The sequence below is a fragment of the Haloarcula sp. R1-2 genome (assembly GCF_011627385.1).
GTDB classification, from domain to species: domain Archaea; phylum Halobacteriota; class Halobacteria; order Halobacteriales; family Haloarculaceae; genus Haloarcula; species Haloarcula marismortui.
Map to the genome: position 1 here is coordinate 1,216,368 of NZ_JAANTG010000001.1, position 18,743 is coordinate 1,235,110.

Annotated in this window: 13 protein-coding genes; 5 read left to right on the forward strand and 8 right to left on the reverse strand. The window is 63.9% G+C overall.

Annotation, left to right across the window (positions count from 1 at the left end):
• Position 1: 1 nt before the first annotated feature.
• Complete coding sequence (locus tag G9C82_RS06170) at positions 2 to 1,090, reverse strand: PGF-CTERM-anchored ABC transporter substrate-binding protein (protein ID WP_127013624.1); 1,089 nt, start codon at positions 1,088 to 1,090, stop codon at positions 2 to 4.
• 58 nt (positions 1,091 to 1,148) lie between these two features.
• Between G9C82_RS06170 and btuC the strand changes: the two genes are divergently transcribed.
• The 3 genes from btuC to G9C82_RS06185 all read left to right on the forward strand — a co-directional run bounded on the left by btuC (position 1,149) and on the right by G9C82_RS06185 (position 5,988).
• Positions 1,149 to 2,219 (forward strand): vitamin B12 ABC transporter permease BtuC, encoded by a 1,071-nt coding sequence (btuC, locus tag G9C82_RS06175; protein WP_127013625.1) that lies wholly within the window; start codon positions 1,149 to 1,151, stop codon positions 2,217 to 2,219.
• Entirely contained in the window at positions 2,216 to 3,487 is a 1,272-nt protein-coding gene (locus G9C82_RS06180) for an ATP-binding cassette domain-containing protein (RefSeq protein WP_127013626.1), read from the forward strand. The genes btuC and G9C82_RS06180 overlap by 4 nt, the downstream gene beginning before the upstream one ends.
• Positions 3,488 to 3,558: 71 nt before the next feature.
• Positions 3,559 to 5,988, forward strand: a complete 2,430-nt coding sequence (locus G9C82_RS06185; protein ID WP_127013627.1) for a DEAD/DEAH box helicase — start codon at positions 3,559 to 3,561, stop codon at positions 5,986 to 5,988.
• Positions 5,989 to 6,013: 25 nt separating this feature from the next.
• On the opposite strand, the gene G9C82_RS06190 is transcribed toward G9C82_RS06185, so the two are convergent.
• From G9C82_RS06190 to G9C82_RS06200, 3 genes are all read right to left on the reverse strand, one after another.
• A complete protein-coding gene (locus G9C82_RS06190; RefSeq protein ID WP_127013628.1) occupies positions 6,014 to 7,201 on the reverse strand; it encodes a sensor histidine kinase KdpD in 1,188 nt (395 codons plus the stop codon).
• A 132-nt stretch (positions 7,202 to 7,333) separates the two neighbouring features.
• Positions 7,334 to 8,434, reverse strand: coding sequence for an AI-2E family transporter (locus G9C82_RS06195; protein WP_127013629.1), 1,101 nt, complete (start codon positions 8,432 to 8,434; stop codon positions 7,334 to 7,336).
• An 87-nt stretch (positions 8,435 to 8,521) separates the two neighbouring features.
• The gene (locus G9C82_RS06200) at positions 8,522 to 9,397 is read right to left on the reverse strand and encodes a mechanosensitive ion channel family protein (RefSeq protein ID WP_121303745.1); all 876 of its coding nucleotides are present in this window, start codon (positions 9,395 to 9,397) and stop codon (positions 8,522 to 8,524) included.
• A 24-nt stretch (positions 9,398 to 9,421) separates the two neighbouring features.
• Between G9C82_RS06200 and G9C82_RS20865 the strand changes: the two genes are divergently transcribed.
• The gene (locus G9C82_RS20865; RefSeq protein ID WP_277601702.1) at positions 9,422 to 9,553 is read left to right on the forward strand and encodes a hypothetical protein; all 132 of its coding nucleotides are present in this window, start codon (positions 9,422 to 9,424) and stop codon (positions 9,551 to 9,553) included.
• 145 nt (positions 9,554 to 9,698) lie between these two features.
• On the opposite strand, the gene G9C82_RS06205 is transcribed toward G9C82_RS20865, so the two are convergent.
• Positions 9,699 to 10,112 (reverse strand): Lrp/AsnC family transcriptional regulator, encoded by a 414-nt coding sequence (locus G9C82_RS06205; RefSeq protein WP_004518577.1) that lies wholly within the window; start codon positions 10,110 to 10,112, stop codon positions 9,699 to 9,701.
• A gap of 102 nt (positions 10,113 to 10,214) precedes the next feature.
• On the opposite strand from G9C82_RS06205, the gene carA reads away from it, so the two are divergent.
• Positions 10,215 to 11,261 (forward strand): glutamine-hydrolyzing carbamoyl-phosphate synthase small subunit, encoded by a 1,047-nt coding sequence (gene carA / locus G9C82_RS06210; protein ID WP_007189090.1) that lies wholly within the window; start codon positions 10,215 to 10,217, stop codon positions 11,259 to 11,261.
• Between the two features lie 217 nt (positions 11,262 to 11,478).
• Here carA and G9C82_RS06215 read toward each other — a convergent pair whose 3' ends face one another.
• The 3 genes from G9C82_RS06215 to carB form a co-directional block, all read right to left on the reverse strand.
• Positions 11,479 to 12,105, reverse strand: a complete 627-nt coding sequence (locus tag G9C82_RS06215) for a hypothetical protein (RefSeq protein ID WP_004963949.1) — start codon at positions 12,103 to 12,105, stop codon at positions 11,479 to 11,481.
• Between the two features lie 224 nt (positions 12,106 to 12,329).
• Complete coding sequence (locus G9C82_RS06220) at positions 12,330 to 15,350, reverse strand: PAS domain S-box protein (RefSeq protein ID WP_127013630.1); 3,021 nt, start codon at positions 15,348 to 15,350, stop codon at positions 12,330 to 12,332.
• Positions 15,351 to 15,460: 110 nt separating this feature from the next.
• Positions 15,461 to 18,712 carry a carbamoyl-phosphate synthase large subunit gene (gene carB / locus G9C82_RS06225; protein WP_127013631.1) on the reverse strand — a complete coding sequence of 1,084 codons (3,252 nt, stop codon included), beginning with the start codon at positions 18,710 to 18,712 and terminating at the stop codon, positions 15,461 to 15,463.
• Positions 18,713 to 18,743: the final 31 nt, after the last annotated feature.

Sequence of the window (18,743 nt, forward strand, 5' to 3'; positions counted from 1 at the left end):
GCTATGGCCTCCGGCGGCGGACCTGCTGTATGCAGACCAGCGTCAGCAGTGCGGCAAGCGCCCCAACAGCCGTGAATCCGGGACCACTGGCGTCGGTCGTGGACTGTTCAGTGCTTGGCGTGTGGTCCGCGGGCGTGGGCTCGCTCGTTTTGGTCACCGCCGACCGGGGAACGTAGCTGTCGGCGTCGTAGCGGTCCGGATAGAGCTGTGCAGTGGCGTTGTGGGCGAACGAGACCACGCTCCGCGGGGCGGGCTGGTTGATGTTCCGCACCTGTACGGTGACCGTCGAATTGGTCTCGCCCGCGGTCGTGCTGGCGTAGGGTTCTGTCTCCGCGACGGTCGCTGTGTTCTCGGTAACAAAGAGCACGTCCGGGTCGAGCTGAAGGATGACCTCGTCGCTGAGCTGTGGGTACTGTGTGTGGTTACGGGCCGCAACGTTCTCCGCGCCCGCGAGTTCGATGAGCGACGTGACGAAGGTGTTGCCCGCCGCCACGTACCCCCCACCCAGCGGGTACAGCGCGGTCGGTCGGTCCTCGACATCGGCGGTGACCTGCCGGACAGCGTCGACGTTTGCGTCCATCCAGGCGTTCGCTTCGCTCGCACCCTCGCAGTTGCCGGTCAGGCGGCCGATGGTCGTTGTCTTTGCTCGAATGTCCTCGATAGTTGTCGCGGCGGGGAGGTGATACACGGTGACCCCGGCCTGCCGAAGCGGGGTTACGTCACCGGCGCTGGCGTTCGGTGCAATCACCAGGTCCGGGTTCGTGCTGACGACGCGCTCAACGTTGACGCCGAAGCTCGCGGAGACGTTCGTCCGACTCTCAGCGCCGTCCAGATAGCTTGCATACTGTGTGAGCCCGACAACCTGAGAACGACCGCCGATCTCCCACATCGTCTGGGCGGCCGAGGGGTTGGTCGTCGTCACCCGCGCCGGGCGCTCCTCGATAGTGACCTCGGTCCCGGTCGCGTCGGTCATCGTGACCGGAAACGAGCAGCCCTCCGCCTGTGTGGCTGCTGTTGCTGAAGCTGGAGTGATACCCGCGAACGAGCCGACGAGCAGGACAAAGACACAGACGAGAGACCGTCGTCGCATACCATAGGCGGGTGTCAGGAGCAATAAATACTTATCTACTGCAAGTGGGCTTTCATACATGCGTTTCGCGGGTCGGACTGTCGGGTGGTCGGCAGGGCTCGTCGCCGTCCTCTGTGCCGTGGTGACGACGAGCGCCGGCATCGGCCCGGTGTGGATTCCGCCTGCCGATGTCGGGAAAGTGCTGCTCAACGCTGTCGTCGTTCCGACTGGCATCTCGATCTCCGGCCCTGCCGTCGACGTGACCACGGCTCACGTGTTTTCCTACGCCGTAAGCGACCTCCAGACACAGATAGTGCTGCAGGTCCGACTCCCCCGGATACTGCTCGGTGCGGTCGTCGGCTTCTCGCTTGCCGCCGCAGGGACAATCATGCAGGGTATCTTCCGGAACCCGATGGCCGACCCGTCTATCATCGGCGTCTCCTCCGGCGCGGCGGTCGGCGCGGTCGCCTTCATTGTCGCGCCAGTCGTCATCCCGTTCGGGCTCGGGCTCCGCGGCGCGGCCTTCGCAGGAGCGCTGGTCGCGGCCTTCGGCGTCTATCTCATCGCGACGCGGAACGGCCGCACACCGGTCGCGACGCTGTTGCTGGCCGGCGTGGCGATACAGACGTTTCTGGGCGCGGTGGTCTCGTTCCTGTTGCTCCACAGCGGCGAGAGCATCCGGCGGGCGCTGTACTGGCTGATGGGCCATCTCAAGGGTGCGTCCTGGCCCGAGGTGACCAGCAGCGTCGTGCTCGTGGCCATCCCGTTCGTGGTGTTGCTCGCGTACGCACGCGACCTGAACGTGATGCTGCTGGGCGAGGAGGACGCCCAGAGCCTCGGTATCGAGGTCGAACGGACCAAGCGGGTCCTGCTCGCGCTGTCGGCAGTCATCACGGCAGCGGGCGTCGCCGTCGCCGGCATCGTCGGCTTCGTCGGCCTCATCGTCCCTCATGTGATGCGGCTGCTCGTCGGGCCGGACCACCGGATACTGCTCCCGACGGCAGCGCTCGCCGGCGCGTCGTTTCTCGTGGCGACGGACACGCTAGCACGCTCGGGTAGCGCCGAGGTCCCGGTCGGCATCGTCACCGCCGTCCTCGGCGCGCCGTTTTTCCTGTACTTGCTCCGGAAGCGGGAGGTGCACGAGCTATGAGCGAGCAGACCGCGCCCGAAGGTTCGGACCCAGAACGGGACCGCTCCGGGCCGATGCTTGACGTGTCTGACCTCGCGGTCTCCTTCGGCGACCAGTCGGTCGTCTCGGACGTCGATTTCAGCGTCGACCGTGGGTCGCTCGTCGGCCTCGTCGGTCCCAACGGCGCGGGTAAGACGACCGTCCTGCGAGCGGTGAAGGGGACACTCGACCCGGACGCCGGAACGGTTCGCGTCGACGGCGAGCCCATCCAGAGTAAATCCGCGAAAGCGGTGAGCCGCCTCGTCGCGAGCACGCCACAGGGCACCGCACTGTCGTTCGACTTCAGCGTCAGACAGACCGTTGAGATGGGGCGGACACCGCATCTCGGCCGATTCGACCGAATGGACGACGGCGACCGGCGCGCCGTCGAGACGGCGATGGAGCGTGCGAGCGTTGCCCAGTTCGCCGACCGGCCGTTCACCTCGCTGTCTGGCGGCGAGCGCCAGCGGGTCCTCCTCGCTCGGGCACTGGCACAGGAGACACCGGTGCTCCTGCTTGACGAACCGACGGCGAGCCTCGACATCAACCACGCCGTCCGCACGCTTGAACTGGTCCAGACGCTGGTCGAAGACGGGAAAACGGCCGTCGCAGCGATACACGACCTCAATCTGGCCGCGCGGTACTGCGACGAACTGGTGTTGCTCGCCGGCGGCGGCATCCGCGCCGCGGGCCGTCCCGCCGATGTTCTCACGAGCGACACGCTCCGTGACGCCTTCGACGCGAAGACGCTGGTGACGACCCAGCCCGGCACCGACGCGCCACTTGTGACGCCGCTTGCTGAACAAGAGTCTGTCACCCGTCGCGTTCACGTCGTCGGGACCGGCAAGCCGGCGGCGTCCGCCGTCTCGAAGCTCGTCGGAGCCGGCTGTCAGGTCAGTGTCGGCGTTGTGCCTGCCGGCGACGCAGCCGCCGAGCGAGCCCGGGACCTCGACTGTGAGACGGTCACGGTCCCAGCCTTCGCCGGCATTGACGACGCGGCCCGCGAGCGCGCAGTTGACCTCGCCGCTGCCGCCGATGCTGTCGTGATAGCGGGCGAAACCGGTGACGGCAACAGCCCGGTCGTCGAGGCTGGCGGTACCTACCTCGCTGTCGAGACGGATGAGAGCGTCCACGCCAGCACTGCTCACGACACCGTCCCACTGGCTGCGCTCCCTGCAGCGGTGGGGTCCCTGCCGCCCGCAGCGGAACGCGATGCGACACCGCCGCTCAATCAGTCGACCACCGACTGAGTCCACCGTCGGCTGATGTATCTCCAGCCGAGAACAGCAACACCGATACTTTTCGCACCCATACATCACCCGTGGACGACACGATTTCGTGGCTCCGGGACCGGCCGTACTACGAGGGACAGATCGTCGACCAGCGGACGGTCCTCGGCCGGGGCGCGCAGACCGCGGACTGCGAGATTGCGGACCGCCTCGCCAGCGTCCTCGAAGACCGGGGCATCACCGACCTCTACACGCATCAGGTGGACGCAATCGAGGCAGTCCGGTCCGGTGACAACGTTGTTCTCGCAACCGAGACAGCGAGCGGGAAGAGCCTCGCCTACACCGTTCCGGCTTTCGAGCGGGCGCTGGACCGCCGGGCGACGACACTGTACATCGCCCCACAGGTCGCGCTCATCAACGACCAGACCGAGACGCTGTCGGAGCTGGCGCAGGGACTTGGCTTCGCCTCCGGCGTCTCCATCGCCCAGTACACTGGCCGACAGTCCAAGTCCGAGAAGGAGGCTATCCGGGAGCGCCAGCCGACCGTGTTGTTGACCACGCCGGATATGCTCCACTACGGCATTCTGCCCCATGCCCACCGACTGTGGGACTGGTTCTTCCAGCGGCTCGAAACCGTCGTCATCGACGAGGTCCACGGCTATCGCGGCGTGTTCGGTAGCCACGTCTCGCTGGTGATGCGCCGCCTCCAGCGGGTCGCCGAGCGATTCGATGCTGGGGGGACGGGCACAGGAAGCGACGGTGGGACAGCGGGCGGCCCGGAGTGGGTCTGTTGCTCGGCGACCATCGGCAACCCAGTCGAACACGCGGCAGCGGTCACCGGCCAGCCCGAACCGTCGTTCGCGCTGGTCGACGAGGACGCCAGTGCCAGCGGGCCGCGTCACTGGCTGCTGTGGAACCCGCCCGAGTACGATGGCGACGGCTGGGGGAGCGGTCGCCGGAAGTCGAACCACGTCGAGACGAAACAGCTGTTCGTTGACCTCGTAGAGCGGGGCCTTCAGACAGTTGTCTTCGCCGGGTCGCGCCAGACGGCCGAGCGGTACGCCAGCGACAGCGCCGACGAACTCCGGAAGCGTGGCGAGCACGACCTCGCCGATGGCGTCGGCGCGTATCAGGCCGCACTGACCGACGACCGGCGGCGCGAACTGGAGCAGGGCCTGCAGTCGGGGGACCTGCGCGGCGTCTGGTCGACCAGCGCGCTCGAACTGGGCGTCGATGTCGGCGGCCTCGATGCCGTGCTGCTGGACGGCTACCCCGGCACGCGGATGCGGGCCTTCCAGCAGGCCGGACGGGCCGGCCGCGGCACCGACCCCGCTCTGGTGGCGCTGGTCGGCGGGGAGGACCAGCTGGACCAGTACGTCCTGCGCAACCCCGACGCGCTGTTCGAGACAGGGGCCGAGCAGGCCGTGACCAACCCCGAAAACGAGCAACTGCTCCCGGGCCACGTCCACGCAGCCGCCTGCGAAAACTGGCTCTCGCCGGACGACGACCGTCATTTCGGCGAGACGTTCCCCGACGTGGTTTCCGGCCTCGAATCGGCCGGGAAGCTCGACCGCCGCCAGACCGACCAAGGGATGCGCTGGCTCGGTAACGGCAGCCCGCACCACGAGATGAACCTGCGGACCGTCGACGACGGCGAGGTGAAACTGGTGGCGAAAGGCGACGTGATAGCGAAACTCTCCGTCGAAGACGCATTGCGGGACGCCCACCCCGGCGCGATTTACCATCATCAGGGCCGGCGCTACGAGGTGACGGACCTCGACCTCAACGCGGGTGTGGCAGAACTCGACCGGACGTGGGCCGACTACTTCACCCGCGTCCTGCACGACAAGACCATCACCGTCGAGGCGGACCTGGCGGAGCGGCGACTGCCGACCCGCGAAGACGTGCCGGTCCGCTTCGCGTCCGTGACGATGCGCAAGCAGATCACCGGCTACGAGCGCCGCGACGGCTCCTCAGGGGAGGTGCTCGGCCAGCGGTCGCTCGGCCTGCCCGAGACCACGCTGGAGACGAAGGCGCTGTACCACACCGTGCCGTCGGACCTAGAACGCGAGATACGGCAGGGTGCGTACGGGGCTGAGAGCGGGAGCGAAAGCGGCGACGGCGTTCAGTCCGGCGATGCGGTGACCGACGGCGGCGACGCCGGCGACGACGGCGACTTCCCAGGGGCCATCCACGCCGCCGAGCATGCCATGATTTCGATGTTCCCCTTTGAATACCTCTGTGACCGCGGCGACATCGGCGGCCTGTCGACGCCGCGCCATCCCCACACCGGCGAACCGACCATCTTCATCTACGACGGCTATCCCGGCGGCATCGGGCTAACGCGAGCGGGCTACCACGATATTGGGCCGCTGATGGACACCACGCTGTCGATGCTGACCGCGTGTGACTGCGCCGACGGCTGTCCGGCCTGCGTGCAGTCGCCCCACTGCGGGAACGCGAACGACCCGCTGGACAAACACGGCGCGATACATTTACTGGACGGGTTGTTGAATCGATAACAAGCCCTCTCATTCCGGCGGTGGTTCAGGCGTCATCCGCCGCTTTCGGCAGCGTGAGTCCGACAACGGCCCCCCGCGGCTCGTTATCTTCGACCCACACGTCGCCGCCGTACGCGTCGACCAGCGTTCGGACGAGGTAGAGGCCGACGCCGGTCCCTTCACTGTCCGGTCGCTTCTCCCCGCGCTCGAACACCGTCCGTTTCTGCTCGTCCGGGATTCCCGGGCCGTTGTCGGCGACAATGACGTTGACTACGTCTCCATCATCAGTTGCGTCGACGACGACTGACGGCGTTGCCGAGTCGTTGTGCTGGATGGCGTTAGTCAGGACGTTCCGGAACACGGAGGACAGGAGTTCGTCAGCTTGGACCTGTACCGACGGGAACTCATCCGGGACGGTAACCTGTGCGTCAGTGTACGTCGCTGTGATGTCTTCGGTCACCGAGGACAGGACTGGGCCGAGGGCGACCGGCTCAGTCTCCCAGTCCGTCTGTCGCATTACCGTCGCAAGGTTTCCAGCCGTCTCAAGCAGTTCTGCGGCCGACTGGCTACTCTCCTGAATCCCGTCGACGTGTTCTAGGGCGTCGCCACTGCACTGGTCCCGGAGCAACTCCGCCCGGCCGGTGATGGTCTGTAGGTGATTCGTGAGGTCGTGACGGACGATCTGGTTCAACAGGTCGAGGTTGTCGCGTTGCCGCTTCAGCTCCCGCTCGCGCTCGATCCGTTCGAGGGTCGAGAGTACGTTCTTCCCGAGGATATCGGCCAACTGCGTCTCACGCTCAGTCGGTTCGGCTCGCTCATCCGTCCCAGCAGTCAAAAGCCCATATTCTGCGAGCGGGACGGTGATACCGCCATGCAGCGGTGCATCAGACGCGGCTTTTTCTTCCGAAACCAGAACTCGCTGTGTCTCGTCGGATTCGTACTGTTTCCACAGCCAGCTCCCATGCTCATGTCGCATTACCTTCCCCGGGTCAGCAGGGGCCTCGACGTGCTCCCGGAGTGGCTCGGAGATGGTTACGGCTTTGAGTTCACTGTCGGTGGCCTCCCAGAAGACACTGAAGGGAAAATCGAGAATTGCTGTTGCAGTCTCAACTGCGACTGCCGCGACCGCAGACTGGTCTTCGGCGGCCATCAGTCGCCGCATCGCCACATGCAACTCCCCGATCTGGTCATCTGAGGACGCCTGATAGGGGAGGGAGTCGGAGTTTGACCCCATTTTTAGTTCCTTATTTCGACCTGAATATAAATGTTATTTTTGTATGTCAAAAGTACACACCCGACGTGGCTGTCAATCACTGCTCGCTCGCGAACTCTATCCACATTCGGGTTTCGTTCACCGCTACGACGGCTAGCTGAAGTCTTCCAGTCGTAGCTGGTCGGGGTGGATACCGTCCGGTTCGCTCGCGCCGAGCAGCCGAGGAAGTGCCGTGTTCGCGAACGTCATGCCAACGACGAGCAGTATTGGGGCAAAGAAGAGCCCGTAGAACCCCAGCACGACCGGTCCGAGCGTGTACGCGAGCATCAGGAGCCCGACGTGTGTGCTCTCACCGCTGAGAAGTGGCCGGAGCAGCAGGTCCGGAATCGTGTCGACGACGACCACGGCGATGAGGAGGAATCCAAGCACGTACGCAAGCAGCGACGATTGGCCGTCAAGCACCACCGGGAGCGCGGTGATGCCGGTCAGCGGAAGGTAGATTATTTTCATCCCAACGACGGGAATCAGGCTCGCAATACCGGTCAGCGCGCCGGCGAGCGTCGGGTACGGGACCTCAACGGCCGCCGGAGCCACGGCGTTATAGCCGGTGAATGCAGCGATGGCGATGAGCGATATCGCCAGCACGTTCAGGAGATTGCCGAACAGCACCGCTTCCAGCTCCTCGTCGACAGCTTCGAGATACTCGCGGATAATGGCCCCGTCATCGAACCGGAGCAGCCACCCGCGGATGCGTCGTCCGTCTACCAGAAGGTAGTACGTGACGATGGTCGTGATGAACAGATTGAGGAAGAACTGGGAGGCGACCGACGTGAGTACCATGGCGTTCTCGCTGAGGAAGTCAACGAACGGCTTGAGCTGTCCCGACTGGTAGGCGCTGTACAACCCCTCTACGGTGAGGTCTGGCACAGACTCCGCGCCGTCCAGCCAGCTGACGTGTGTTGCGGCCACGTCGACGAGCGCGTACTGGGTGACAAACTGCCGGGCTTCGATGATGAGGAGGACGGCCGCATAGCTGACGAGCAACAGGAGCGGAATCGCCAGCGAAGCCATGACGACGACCGCACGCACCCGCGCCGGAAGGCGGAGCCTGCGCAAGGAGGTGTAGTACCGTCGCGTCGAGTAGTAAAGGAACACGGAGACGGTCAACGCCGCGATAAACTGATATGCGAGGACGCCGACCACCACCGCGACAGCGAGACCAAAGAGGGCGACGACGAAGCGCTTCTCGTCCATATACATACCATCTTATGAACAGGTATAAACGTACGGGCGCTGCGAATCTCGCAGACAGCACGGGGTCGATGCTGTACCGACCGGTAGCTATTCGGTTCGCTCGTGCGCCGGCCTGACGCCGTCGTGGACCCCGATGTCGCCGGAGAGTTCGTGCTGGCTCGTGTCACTGAGGTCGATGCCCTCGGCGCGGCAGTCGGCCTGCACCTGCTCGATAAACGCAGCCCTGACCGACGCGAGCCGATTCCGCCGTTCGTTGGGAATCCAGATCCGGCCTGTCAGGATGACCGCTGTCGACGCGAGGTCGCTGACTCTGGCTGTCGGTGCCGGCTTCTCCGAGACGTGATCGAGGTCGCGGGCGGCGTTCGTGATGATGGCCTGTACCGTCTCGATATCGGCGTCATAGCTCACGCCGAACCGGTAGGAGATACCCACCGGGCCTGTTGATGTCTGGTTCGTCACCGCGCTCGTCGCCAGCTCCGTGTTCGGGACGATGATGCGCTCGTTATCTGGCGTTCGAATCCGCGTCACTCGCAGGTCGATATCGACCACCGTGCCCTGCATCCCGTTCCAGGCGATGATGTCACCGACGTTCAGATCCGGGTCAGTCACGATGAACGCGCCAGCGACGAAGTTCCCGAGCACATCCTGTGCTGCCAGCCCCACCGCCAGTGTGATGCCCGCGGCCAGCAGCGTCGACCCCGCGAGCGCCCCCCTGAAGCCTGCAACGCTCGCTCCGATGACCACCGCAAAGACGACCGACAGCAGGTGGACCGCGCTAGTCAGCGCACTGGCAACCGTTTTATTCGTTGCCGTCCGTGACAGCGCCAACCGGACCGCTGGTACGACGATGAGCCGGCCGACAGCGTAGAGCAGCGCCGCGGCGGCGAGGAACTGCGCCCCGTCAGTCGCGAGTTGTCCGTACGTCGAGACGATGTCGATATCCAGGCCCGCCGGGAACTGCATACCGTCTCTCGTAGCCCAATAGATATGAAATCAGGGTGTCACGTCGGGCTGGTGGCGACCACGGCGCTGCGAGTCTGCTCGTGGCTCCGCCGCTCGTTCTTCGAGGTCGGTTCGCGCACGGCCACGCCATACGCATCACCCGACGCGCTCGTTTAAAATCAACCCCACTCGGCGAATTCCGATTCACCGAGTTGGCTCGCGCGGCACTGCCGCGCGTCACCCAACTCGTTCGTTCAGAATGAGCCTCATTCGGTGGATTTCGATTAATCGCGTCGGTTCGCGCACGGCCACGCCACACGCATCACCCGACGCGCTCGTTTAAAATCAACCTCGTCTTCGTGCCCACAACCTCCTCCAACTCACGCGCTTGCGTGATGAGCCCGTTGACTGCGTCGGTGTCAGCGGCATCAACGACCACGACGATGTCCTCCTCGCCGGAGACCTGCCACACGAAATCGACCTCCTGCCAATCAGCGATGCGGTCCGAAACCTCGGCCGTGTCGACGTTCACATCGACGCTGACCTCGATCATCGCTTTCACGTTGCCGGTCCGCGTCGCGACAGTGAATCGTTCGATAACGCCGTCGTCGACCAGTCGTTCGACGCGGTTTCGCACAGTCCCTTCCGACGTGCCGACCCGGTCCGCGATTTCCGTATACGGGGTTCGGGCGTCCCGGCGGAGTATCGAGAGTATCTCCCTGTCGAGGTCGTCCATCGAGATATGACAGTATCACCGGTCGTGACTTGAGGATTACGAAATTCGAAACTCGTCTTCGAAAGCAACCCTTATGGCCGACTATAGTATACGCATCTCGTAATGGCTGACGCATACGTGGCAATCGAAGGCGACCGCGTCATCGAGGCGCGCGCTCGCGCTCCGGGGACGGCCCGCGGCGAACTGGTCTTTACAACGGCGTACACCGGGTATGAGGAGAGTCTTACCGACCCCTCCTACGAGGAACAGGTCCTGACGTTCTCCTATCCGCTCATCGGGAACTACGGCGTCCGAGAGGAACGCTTCGAGTCGGACCGCGTCCACCCGCGCGCGGCAGTGGCCCGCGAGATGACCGACGACGTGGCCGAGTGGCTCGAATCCGAGGGTATCCCGGCCGTCGACCACCTCGACACGCGCGACATCGTCACCGAAATCCGCGACGAGGGGGCGATGAAATGCGGGATCGCCGCCGGGCCGGACGTGACCGAGCAGGACGCGCTCGACGAACTCCACGAGTGTAAGCATATGTCTGACCACACCGACATCGGCGCGCAGGTCTCCGTCGACGAGGTCGAGGTCCACAACGAGGGCGGCGACGGTGCGACGGTCGCGCTGGTCGACTGCGGTGCGAAGGGCTCTATCGCCGAGTCGCTCGTCGAACGCGACGCCGAGGTCCACGTGTTCCCGTACGACGCCACCGAGGACGACGTGGCCGCTGTCGACCCGGACCTGCTGTTCATCTCGAACGGCCCCGGCGACCCCGAGAACTTCGAGCAGGCTGGGGAACTCGTCGAGACCTACGTCGGCGACGTGCCGCTCGCGGGCATCTGCCTCGGCCAGCAGGTCGTTGCCAACGCGCTCGGCGGCGAAACTGAGAAGATGGAGTTCGGCCACCGCGGCGTGAACCAGCCGGTCCGTGACCTGCGCTCCAATCGGGTCGTGATGACGACCCAGAACCACGGCTACACCGTCGCCGACCCCGGCGACAAGCTCGACGTGACCCAAATTAACGTCAACGACGACACGCCGGAAGGGCTGGAAAACGACGACCTGAACATCATCACGCGCCAGTACCACCCCGAGGCCAACCCCGGCCCGCACGATTCGCTCGGCTTCTTTGATGATGTGCTAGGGATGGCGGGGGAGTAGGGGGAGCCTGGCCGTAGGGAAGGGTCCCCGGACTTCCGAGCGGAGCGGGACCTTCGGTCCCGCAAGCAGTCGGGCGGTATCGCCGCCCGACGACGGGGAACAGAGTGACCCGCGAGCAGTAGCGCGGTTCGAAGCGAGCGGAGCAGATGAGAACTGCGAACTGTGAACAGCAACGAACCGCGGGCGGCGCGGTTTGGACGCGCATGAGCCACGTCTTTCAGTCGCTGTCGTCGTCGATTGGTTGCCCGCGGTAGTATTTCGTCTGGTCGCTGTCTTCGCTTTTGGCCGTGTTGTTCTGCGGTGCGACGGGGCGACCGCGGTACATGACTCGGTTGGCGTCGTCGTCGCCGTCGATTGCGTCCGGACTGTCCTGCTGGTGGTTCTCGATGAACTCGGCGGCCGCTTTGAGCGTTGTTTTGTCGGTCTTGCGGTGCACCCAGCAGTGGTACATTTTCCGTGGGGTCCGGAGCGCGAGGCGGTGCGCACGGAACCCGGTCTTGGTGGTAACGTCGGCAACTGCTTCGTGTGGGATCTCGATGATGTCGTCGTCCTCGTCTTTCCCGATGAGACAGAGCGTCCGGCGGCCGGTAACCAGAATGACGGTCCGTCGGTCGCCGACCGGTGAGTCGGTCTTGCGTTTCGTTCCGCGACCGATGCCGCGCTTCCCGTTGGTCAGGAGATACGCCGGGGCTTCCGCGCCGTCGAGGTACGTCAGCGGTGGGTTGTTCAGCGGTGGTGACTCGGAGAAACGACTCTTGTATCCAGCGAGGACACCTACCGTTACCGAGTCACTGGGAGCCATCTCAGCGACTGTCTCCGCCCGCTTAGTGATGTCCTCTATCATCGGATTCCCGGAGCGGCGACAGCGATTGCAACACGGTCCATACTGCTAGTGTCACAGCCCCAGAGATGAGTGTTACGAACGTGCCATTATTGGCACAGAACAGGACAGATAGTCATCAGTAGCTAATCGAGTACTAGCTATGACCACCATATCGGTTCAACGGTTCGGACATGTAATGGTTGAGAAATCGGTGCATGGATAACAGTCGTTACAGCCCGACCGCTCTATGACTCCTGTCTGACGCCCCTGAACTCGAATCGTGCGCCGCCGGCGTCGCTCTCAGTAACGGACACCGACCAGTCGTGTGCCGCCGCTATCTCCTTGACGATAGCGAGCCCAAAGCCGGTTCCACCGTCAGTGGTGGTGTAGCCGCTCTCAAACACTGTGTCGTGCTTTTCCGGCGGGATACCACCACCATCATCGGCGACGTAAAACCCCGGGTCGTCGAGATCGCCGACCTCAACAGTGACGGCCGGGCCGCCGTGCGTCACAGCGTTGTTGATGAGGTTTTCGAGGAGTTGGCGAACGCGGCTCTCGTCGGCGTATATCGTACTCTCGGCAGTGATATCCAGGGAGGCATCGGACGTCTCGACGGCGTGCCAGCAGGACAGCGCGGTCGATTCGAGCTCGAGCGGCTCCGTTTCGGCGACCGTGTCCCCTTCACGAGCGAGGGTCAGAAGGTCCTCGATGAGTTCCTTCATCCGGTCGATTGCACGGTAACAGCGGTCGAACTGCTCGTCGTTGCCGGTGTTTCTTGCGAGGGTGAGCGAGCCTTCGAGGACGCTAAGCGGGTTCCGGAGGTCGTGGCTAACGATGCTCGCGAACTCTTCGAGCCGGTCGTTCTGCCGCTCTAGTTCCTCGCGGTACTCGATGCGGTCGGAGATATCCCGGGAAATAGCAACGAGCCGAGCGACCTCCCCGTCGGCGAAGATCGGCGTTATCTGTGTCTCCCAGACGCCAGTCGGGTGGAGGTCCCGCTCCTCGAATGTGATAGGTTCACCGGCCGAGACACACTGCTTGTAGTGGTCGGCGATTCGACGACCGATGTCCGGGCCGGCAGCCTCAACTGGGGTCTGACCGGTCAGTGACTCGGTGTCGAACCCGGTCTGTCGCTCGTAGGCCTCGTTCGTCCGAACGTATCGGAACGTCGGATCGTCTGCCGGCTCCTCAATGTCGACGAGCGCGATGGCGTCGTTGGTGTTCTCGAACACCGCCGCATACTCGTCGGTGAGGCGAGCCAACTCCCGCTCGCGCTGTTTCTGGTCGGTAATGTCAGTCGCAACGACACAGAGGGCGTACGGCTCGCCGTCATCGTCGAGTATCGGTGTCTTCCGCGTCAGATGCGTCCGCTCCGTCCCGTCGACCGGAATCACCGTCTCGACTTCGACGGTCTCTTTCTGTTCAAGGGCCCGCTGATCGTCGGCGTGAGTCTGCTCCGCGATGCGGTCCGGAAGAATATCGTAATCGGACAGGCCGACGACAGATTTGTCAGCGTCGATCCCGTAGAGGTCACGAGCCGCACTGTTGATGAAGAGAAAGCGGCTGTCGATATCTTTCATCAGGATGTACGTCGGCGCTGTGTCGAGAATGACCTGCAGTTTGCGGCTCGTGTCTTCGAGTTCTTGTTTCCGCTTTTTGTGGTCGGTCACGTCCTGATGGATCCCCACCGCACGGACCGGATCGCCGTTCTCGTCGCGTTCGACCACTTTGCCAATGTCGCGGATCCATCGGTAGTCGCCGGTCGCCGTCTTGAGGCGATGGTCACATTCGTATATCTCCGTCTCGCCGTCGAGGTGGGCGTTCAGTGCCTCGTAGGTCCGCTCGCGGTCCTCAGGGTGAATCAGTTCGTCCCAGGTGTCGACTGTCGGGTCGAGTTCATTGAGCGTGTAGCCGAGCATATTCGCCCAGCGCTCGTCGAAGGTGACTTGGTCCGTCTGAACGTTCCAGTCCCAGACGCCGAGCTCAGCACCCTCAAGGGCGAGTTCGTGGCGTTCCGTGAGCGTTCTGAGTTCCTGCTGCCGGTCGAGTCTGGAAAGGGCCTCCTCGGTGTTCGCAGCGAGGGTTCGCATCAGCGAGACCGATGCGTCCTCGAACGCGGCGGCATCGGTCGATGCGGCGATCAGCACACCGTGGTCGCCCAGTGGAATCAGGAGTTCGCTACAGACGTCGGTGTCTGGGTTGTAGCGGTTGGGGTGAGTGGAGACATCGTTGAAAACACGCTGTTCGCCGGAGTCGAACACCTCCCAGACCAGACTATCACCCTCGCTAAACGTCGGATGGTCGTCGATAATCGCCTGAGCCTGGTCGGTCACTGCGGTCGGCCTGAGAGCGTCGGCCGACTCATCGGCGAGAAAGACAGCGCTGAGTGGCAATCCGAGCAGATCACGCGCGGTTTCGACGACCAGTTCGGCGGCAGCCTCGCGTGACTCAACGTGCATCAGCTCCCGCGTTGTGTCGTGCAGTGCCTCGATACGCTGCTGTCGCTGCCGACGCTCCGTGATCTCCTGAAACTGCGAGAAGATCGCGACGGTCTCTCCGTCTTCTCGGATGATTCGGTTGTGCCACTCACAGACGATCTCCTCGCCGTCGCCGGTCTCGATATCAAGCACCGTATAGTAGCCCCCGCTGCCTTCCTGCAGGGCCGTGATTGTCTCTTCGACCGCATCCAGCGCCGAGTCCGGGACGAGCGTCTCGAACCCCTTGCCGGCGAGCGCCGCTTCCCCACGCCGCAGGATCTCCTCGCCTTTCTCGTTGACCTGAACCACCTCAAAGCTCTCGTCCCACTCGATGACGCCGAGCGGTGACTTATCGATAAACAGCGAGAGCCGCTCCCGGCTCGCGTCCAGTGCCCGCTGTGACCGGTACTGCTCGACCGCGTTGGCGATGCGGTTGGCGAGAATTGTGTACTGGTCAGTGCCCTGTTGTTTCTGGAGGTAGTCGGTCACACCGGCCGAAATCGCCTCGCTGGCCACTTCCTCGGAGCCTTTCCCCGTAAAGAGAATGAACGGGAGGTTCTCGTCGATAGCTCGGACGGATTCCAGAAACTCGATGCCGTCCTGACCGGGCATCTCGAAATCCGAGACAACACAATCGATTGGTTCCTCGCTGAGCCGGGTGAGTCCCTCATTTGCCGACGTTGCCGAGACCACGTCGAACCGGTCGTCGGCACGGCTGAGAAACGCTGCCGTCATCGACGCGAACTCGGGGTCGTCCTCAACATGCAGGACACGTACGGCATCGGCCATGAATGGTACGTGAACGTGTCCAACGAATAAGTATTTGTACCTGTCCGTTCGAGTGACAGGAATCGGTGCCACCGCGGTGGGTGATCTGCTCCCGAGAACAGCCGACCGCGTTACTCAGCGCCCCACTCGCGCTGGGTCTTTGGCCGTTCATCGATGGCCTGAACAGCGAGTGGCTGGTCAGCGGAGTTGATCGCTTCCAGCGCCGCCTCGGCGCTCTCGTGAGTCGAGAAGTACGTCACAGTCTCCTCGACACAGGCTTCCAGCACGTCGCGGTTGCGGGAGAGAACGAGGTCAACCTTGCCGCTCTGGATGGCGTCGATGATGGCGTCGGTGTCTTCGTAGTCGTCGAAGTCCTGCACGTCGAAGTGCTCCTCGAAGCCGAGGATTGGCAGGTCGACGATGGCTGTCCCTTCGAGCGGGATTGCCTTGCCGACGGCCATCTGGGCCTTCTGGTAGGCCTTGCCGAAGGAGCCGGCGGTCCCCATGACCTCGCCGGTGGATTTCATCTCCGGGCCGAGACGCGGATCCGAACCCGGCAGGCGGTCAAAGGGCAGGACGACCTCCTTGACAGAGACCTGCTCCGGAATCTGCTCCTGCACGTCGAGTTCCGAGAGCGTCGCGCCGGACATCACCTTAGCGGCGATTTTGGCGATCGGGACGCCAGCCGTCTTGGAGATGAACGGAACGGTACGGGACGAGCGCGGGTTCGCTTCGAGGACGAACACCTCGCCGTCACGGACGGCGAGCTGGACGTTCAGCAGACCGACGGTGTCGAGCGCGTCGGCGATGTCCTCGACGACCTCGCGGATACGTGGCATCACGTCCTTGATCTCCTGAGACCGGGGCGGAATCATACAGGCGGAGTCGCCCGAGTGGATACCAGCCGTCTCGACGTGTTCCATTACACCGCCGATGAGGACATCGTCCTCGTCGGCCACGGCGTCGACATCCAGTTCGACGGCGTCGGCGAGGAACTCGTCGACCAGAATCGGCTTGTCCGGGCTAACGCGGACGGCTTCCTCGATGTACGTTTCGAGGTCCTCGTCGTTGTACACCACGTCCATCGCGCGGCCGCCGAGCACGTAGCTCGGGCGCACGAGGACGGGGTAGCCGATGTCGTGGGCCAGGTCGAGGGCCTCCTCCTTGGAGGTCGCAGAGCCACCTTCGGCCTGTGAGATACCGAGTTCGTCCATCAGCTTGTTGAACCGGTCGCGGTCCTCGGCGAGGTCCATCGCGTCGACGGAGGTCCCCATGATCTCACAGTCGAGGTCGCGGCGTTCGAGCTCCTGTTCGAGCGGGTGGCCGATGTCGACAGAGGTCTGGCCGCCGAACTGGACCATCACGCCGTCCGCGTCGGTCGCTTCGATGACATCGGCGACCTCCTCTGCAGTGACTGGTTCGAAGAACAGTCCGTCGGACGTGTCGTAGTCGGTCGACACCGTCTCGGGGTTGTTGTTGACGACGTGGGCGTCGATGCCAAGGTTCTCCAGCGCGCGGACCGCGTGGACCGAACAGTAGTCGAACTCCACGCCCTGCCCGATACGGATGGGGCCGCCACCGACGACCACGACACTTTCGAGGTCCGGGTCGATCTGGAGTTCGTCGCGGTCGATACCCGACAGCGGGTCCCGCGTCGAGTAGTAATACGGCGTCGTCGCCTCGAACTCGCCGGCACAGGTGTCGACGAGTTTGAAGTCGCGGTCAGTCGTCTCCGTCTCGACGGTGTCGACTGTGACACCGGAGCCATCGGTCGCCGCTTCGACTTCCGGCTCGTCGCCGCCGTCTTCATCCAGATCCGCCGGGAGCCAGGAGACGTGCGTGTCGTTGAACTCGCCGCCGGCCAGCGCCGTTATTTCCTGGTCGGTAAAGCCGGCCTGTGCGGCGGTCTCGTAGTCGCCATCGCGGGCGGCCTCAGCGGCGTCGGCGACCTCTTTGAACCGCTCGACGTACCACTCTTTGATGTCGGTGATGTCGACGACTTCCTCGACGGTGTAGCCGCGGCAGAACGCCTCGAACATCGCGTACGGACGGTCAGGCGTTGGCTTTTCGAGGTACTCCGTTTCGAGTTCTGCGTCGTCGATTTCGTTGAAGTCAGCAGCGGGATTGTACTCCGAGGAGCGAAGCGCCTTCAGCAGGCTCTCGGGGAAGGTCCGGCCGATTGACATCGCCTCACCGGTGGATTTCATCGCCGTCGACAGTTTGAACTCCGTGTCGCGGAACTTGTCGATGGGCCAGCGGGGCACCTTCGTCACGACGTAGTCGATAGCCGGCTCGAAGGCGGCGGTCGTCTCGCCGGTGATCTCGTTCTCGATTTCGTGGAGTCGCTTGCCGAGTGCGACCTTCGCGGTGACGCGGGCGATGGGATAGCCGGTCGCCTTCGAGGCCAGCGCCGAGGAGCGGGAGACGCGGGGGTTCACCTCGACCACGCGGTACTCGCCGCCGGGCGTGCCGTCGTCGTGCCAGGCGAACTGGATGTTACAGCCGCCCTGGATGCCGAGGTCACGAATGACTTTCAGCGCGGAGTCGCGCATCTCCTGGTGGCCCTCGTCGGGGATGACCTGCGAGGGGGTGACGACGGTCGATTCCCCGGTGTGGATGCCCATCGGGTCGATGTTCTCCATGTTGCAGATGATGATACAGGAGTCGTCAGCGTCGCGCATCACCTCGTATTCGAGTTCGACCCAGCCGGAGATGGACTCGGTGATGAGGACCTCGTTGTTGCGCGAGAGGCGCAGGCCCTTGCGGACGCGTTCGATGAGTTCGTCCATCTCGTCGACGACCCCGGAACCGGAGCCACCGAGCGTGTATGTCGTGCGTGCGATGACGGGGAGCCCGCCGACCTCGTCGACGGCCGCTTCGACGCGGTCCACGAGCGACTCCTCGTCCAGGTCGGTGACCGACTCGCCCTCATCGAGCGTGATGGTCGTCGAGCGCGGCACCGGCTCGCCGATGTCCTCCATCCGCTGTTTGAACAGGTCGCGGTCCTCCGTCGCGTAGATGGTGTCCAGTGGCGTCCCCATCACGTCCACGTCGTACTCGTCGAGGACGCCCTCTTCGGCGAGTTCGGCTGTGACGTTCAGGCCGGTCTGGCCGCCCAGACCGGCGATGACGCCGTCGGGTTCTTCTTTCCGGATGATCTCAGAGATAGCTTCGGTGTTGATAGGTTCGAGATACACCTTGTCCGCCATCTCCGGGTCAGTCATAATCGTCGCCGGGTTCGAGTTCACGAGCACGACGCGGGCACCCTCTTCCTGAAGGGCACGACACGCCTGTGCGCCGGAGTAATCGAACTCGGCCGCCTGTCCGATCTTGATCGGGCCACTGCCGATGAGCAGGATTGTACGGTCCTCGTCCGCTGTCATTGTACGAGCGGAGTCTACACATCGTAATAAG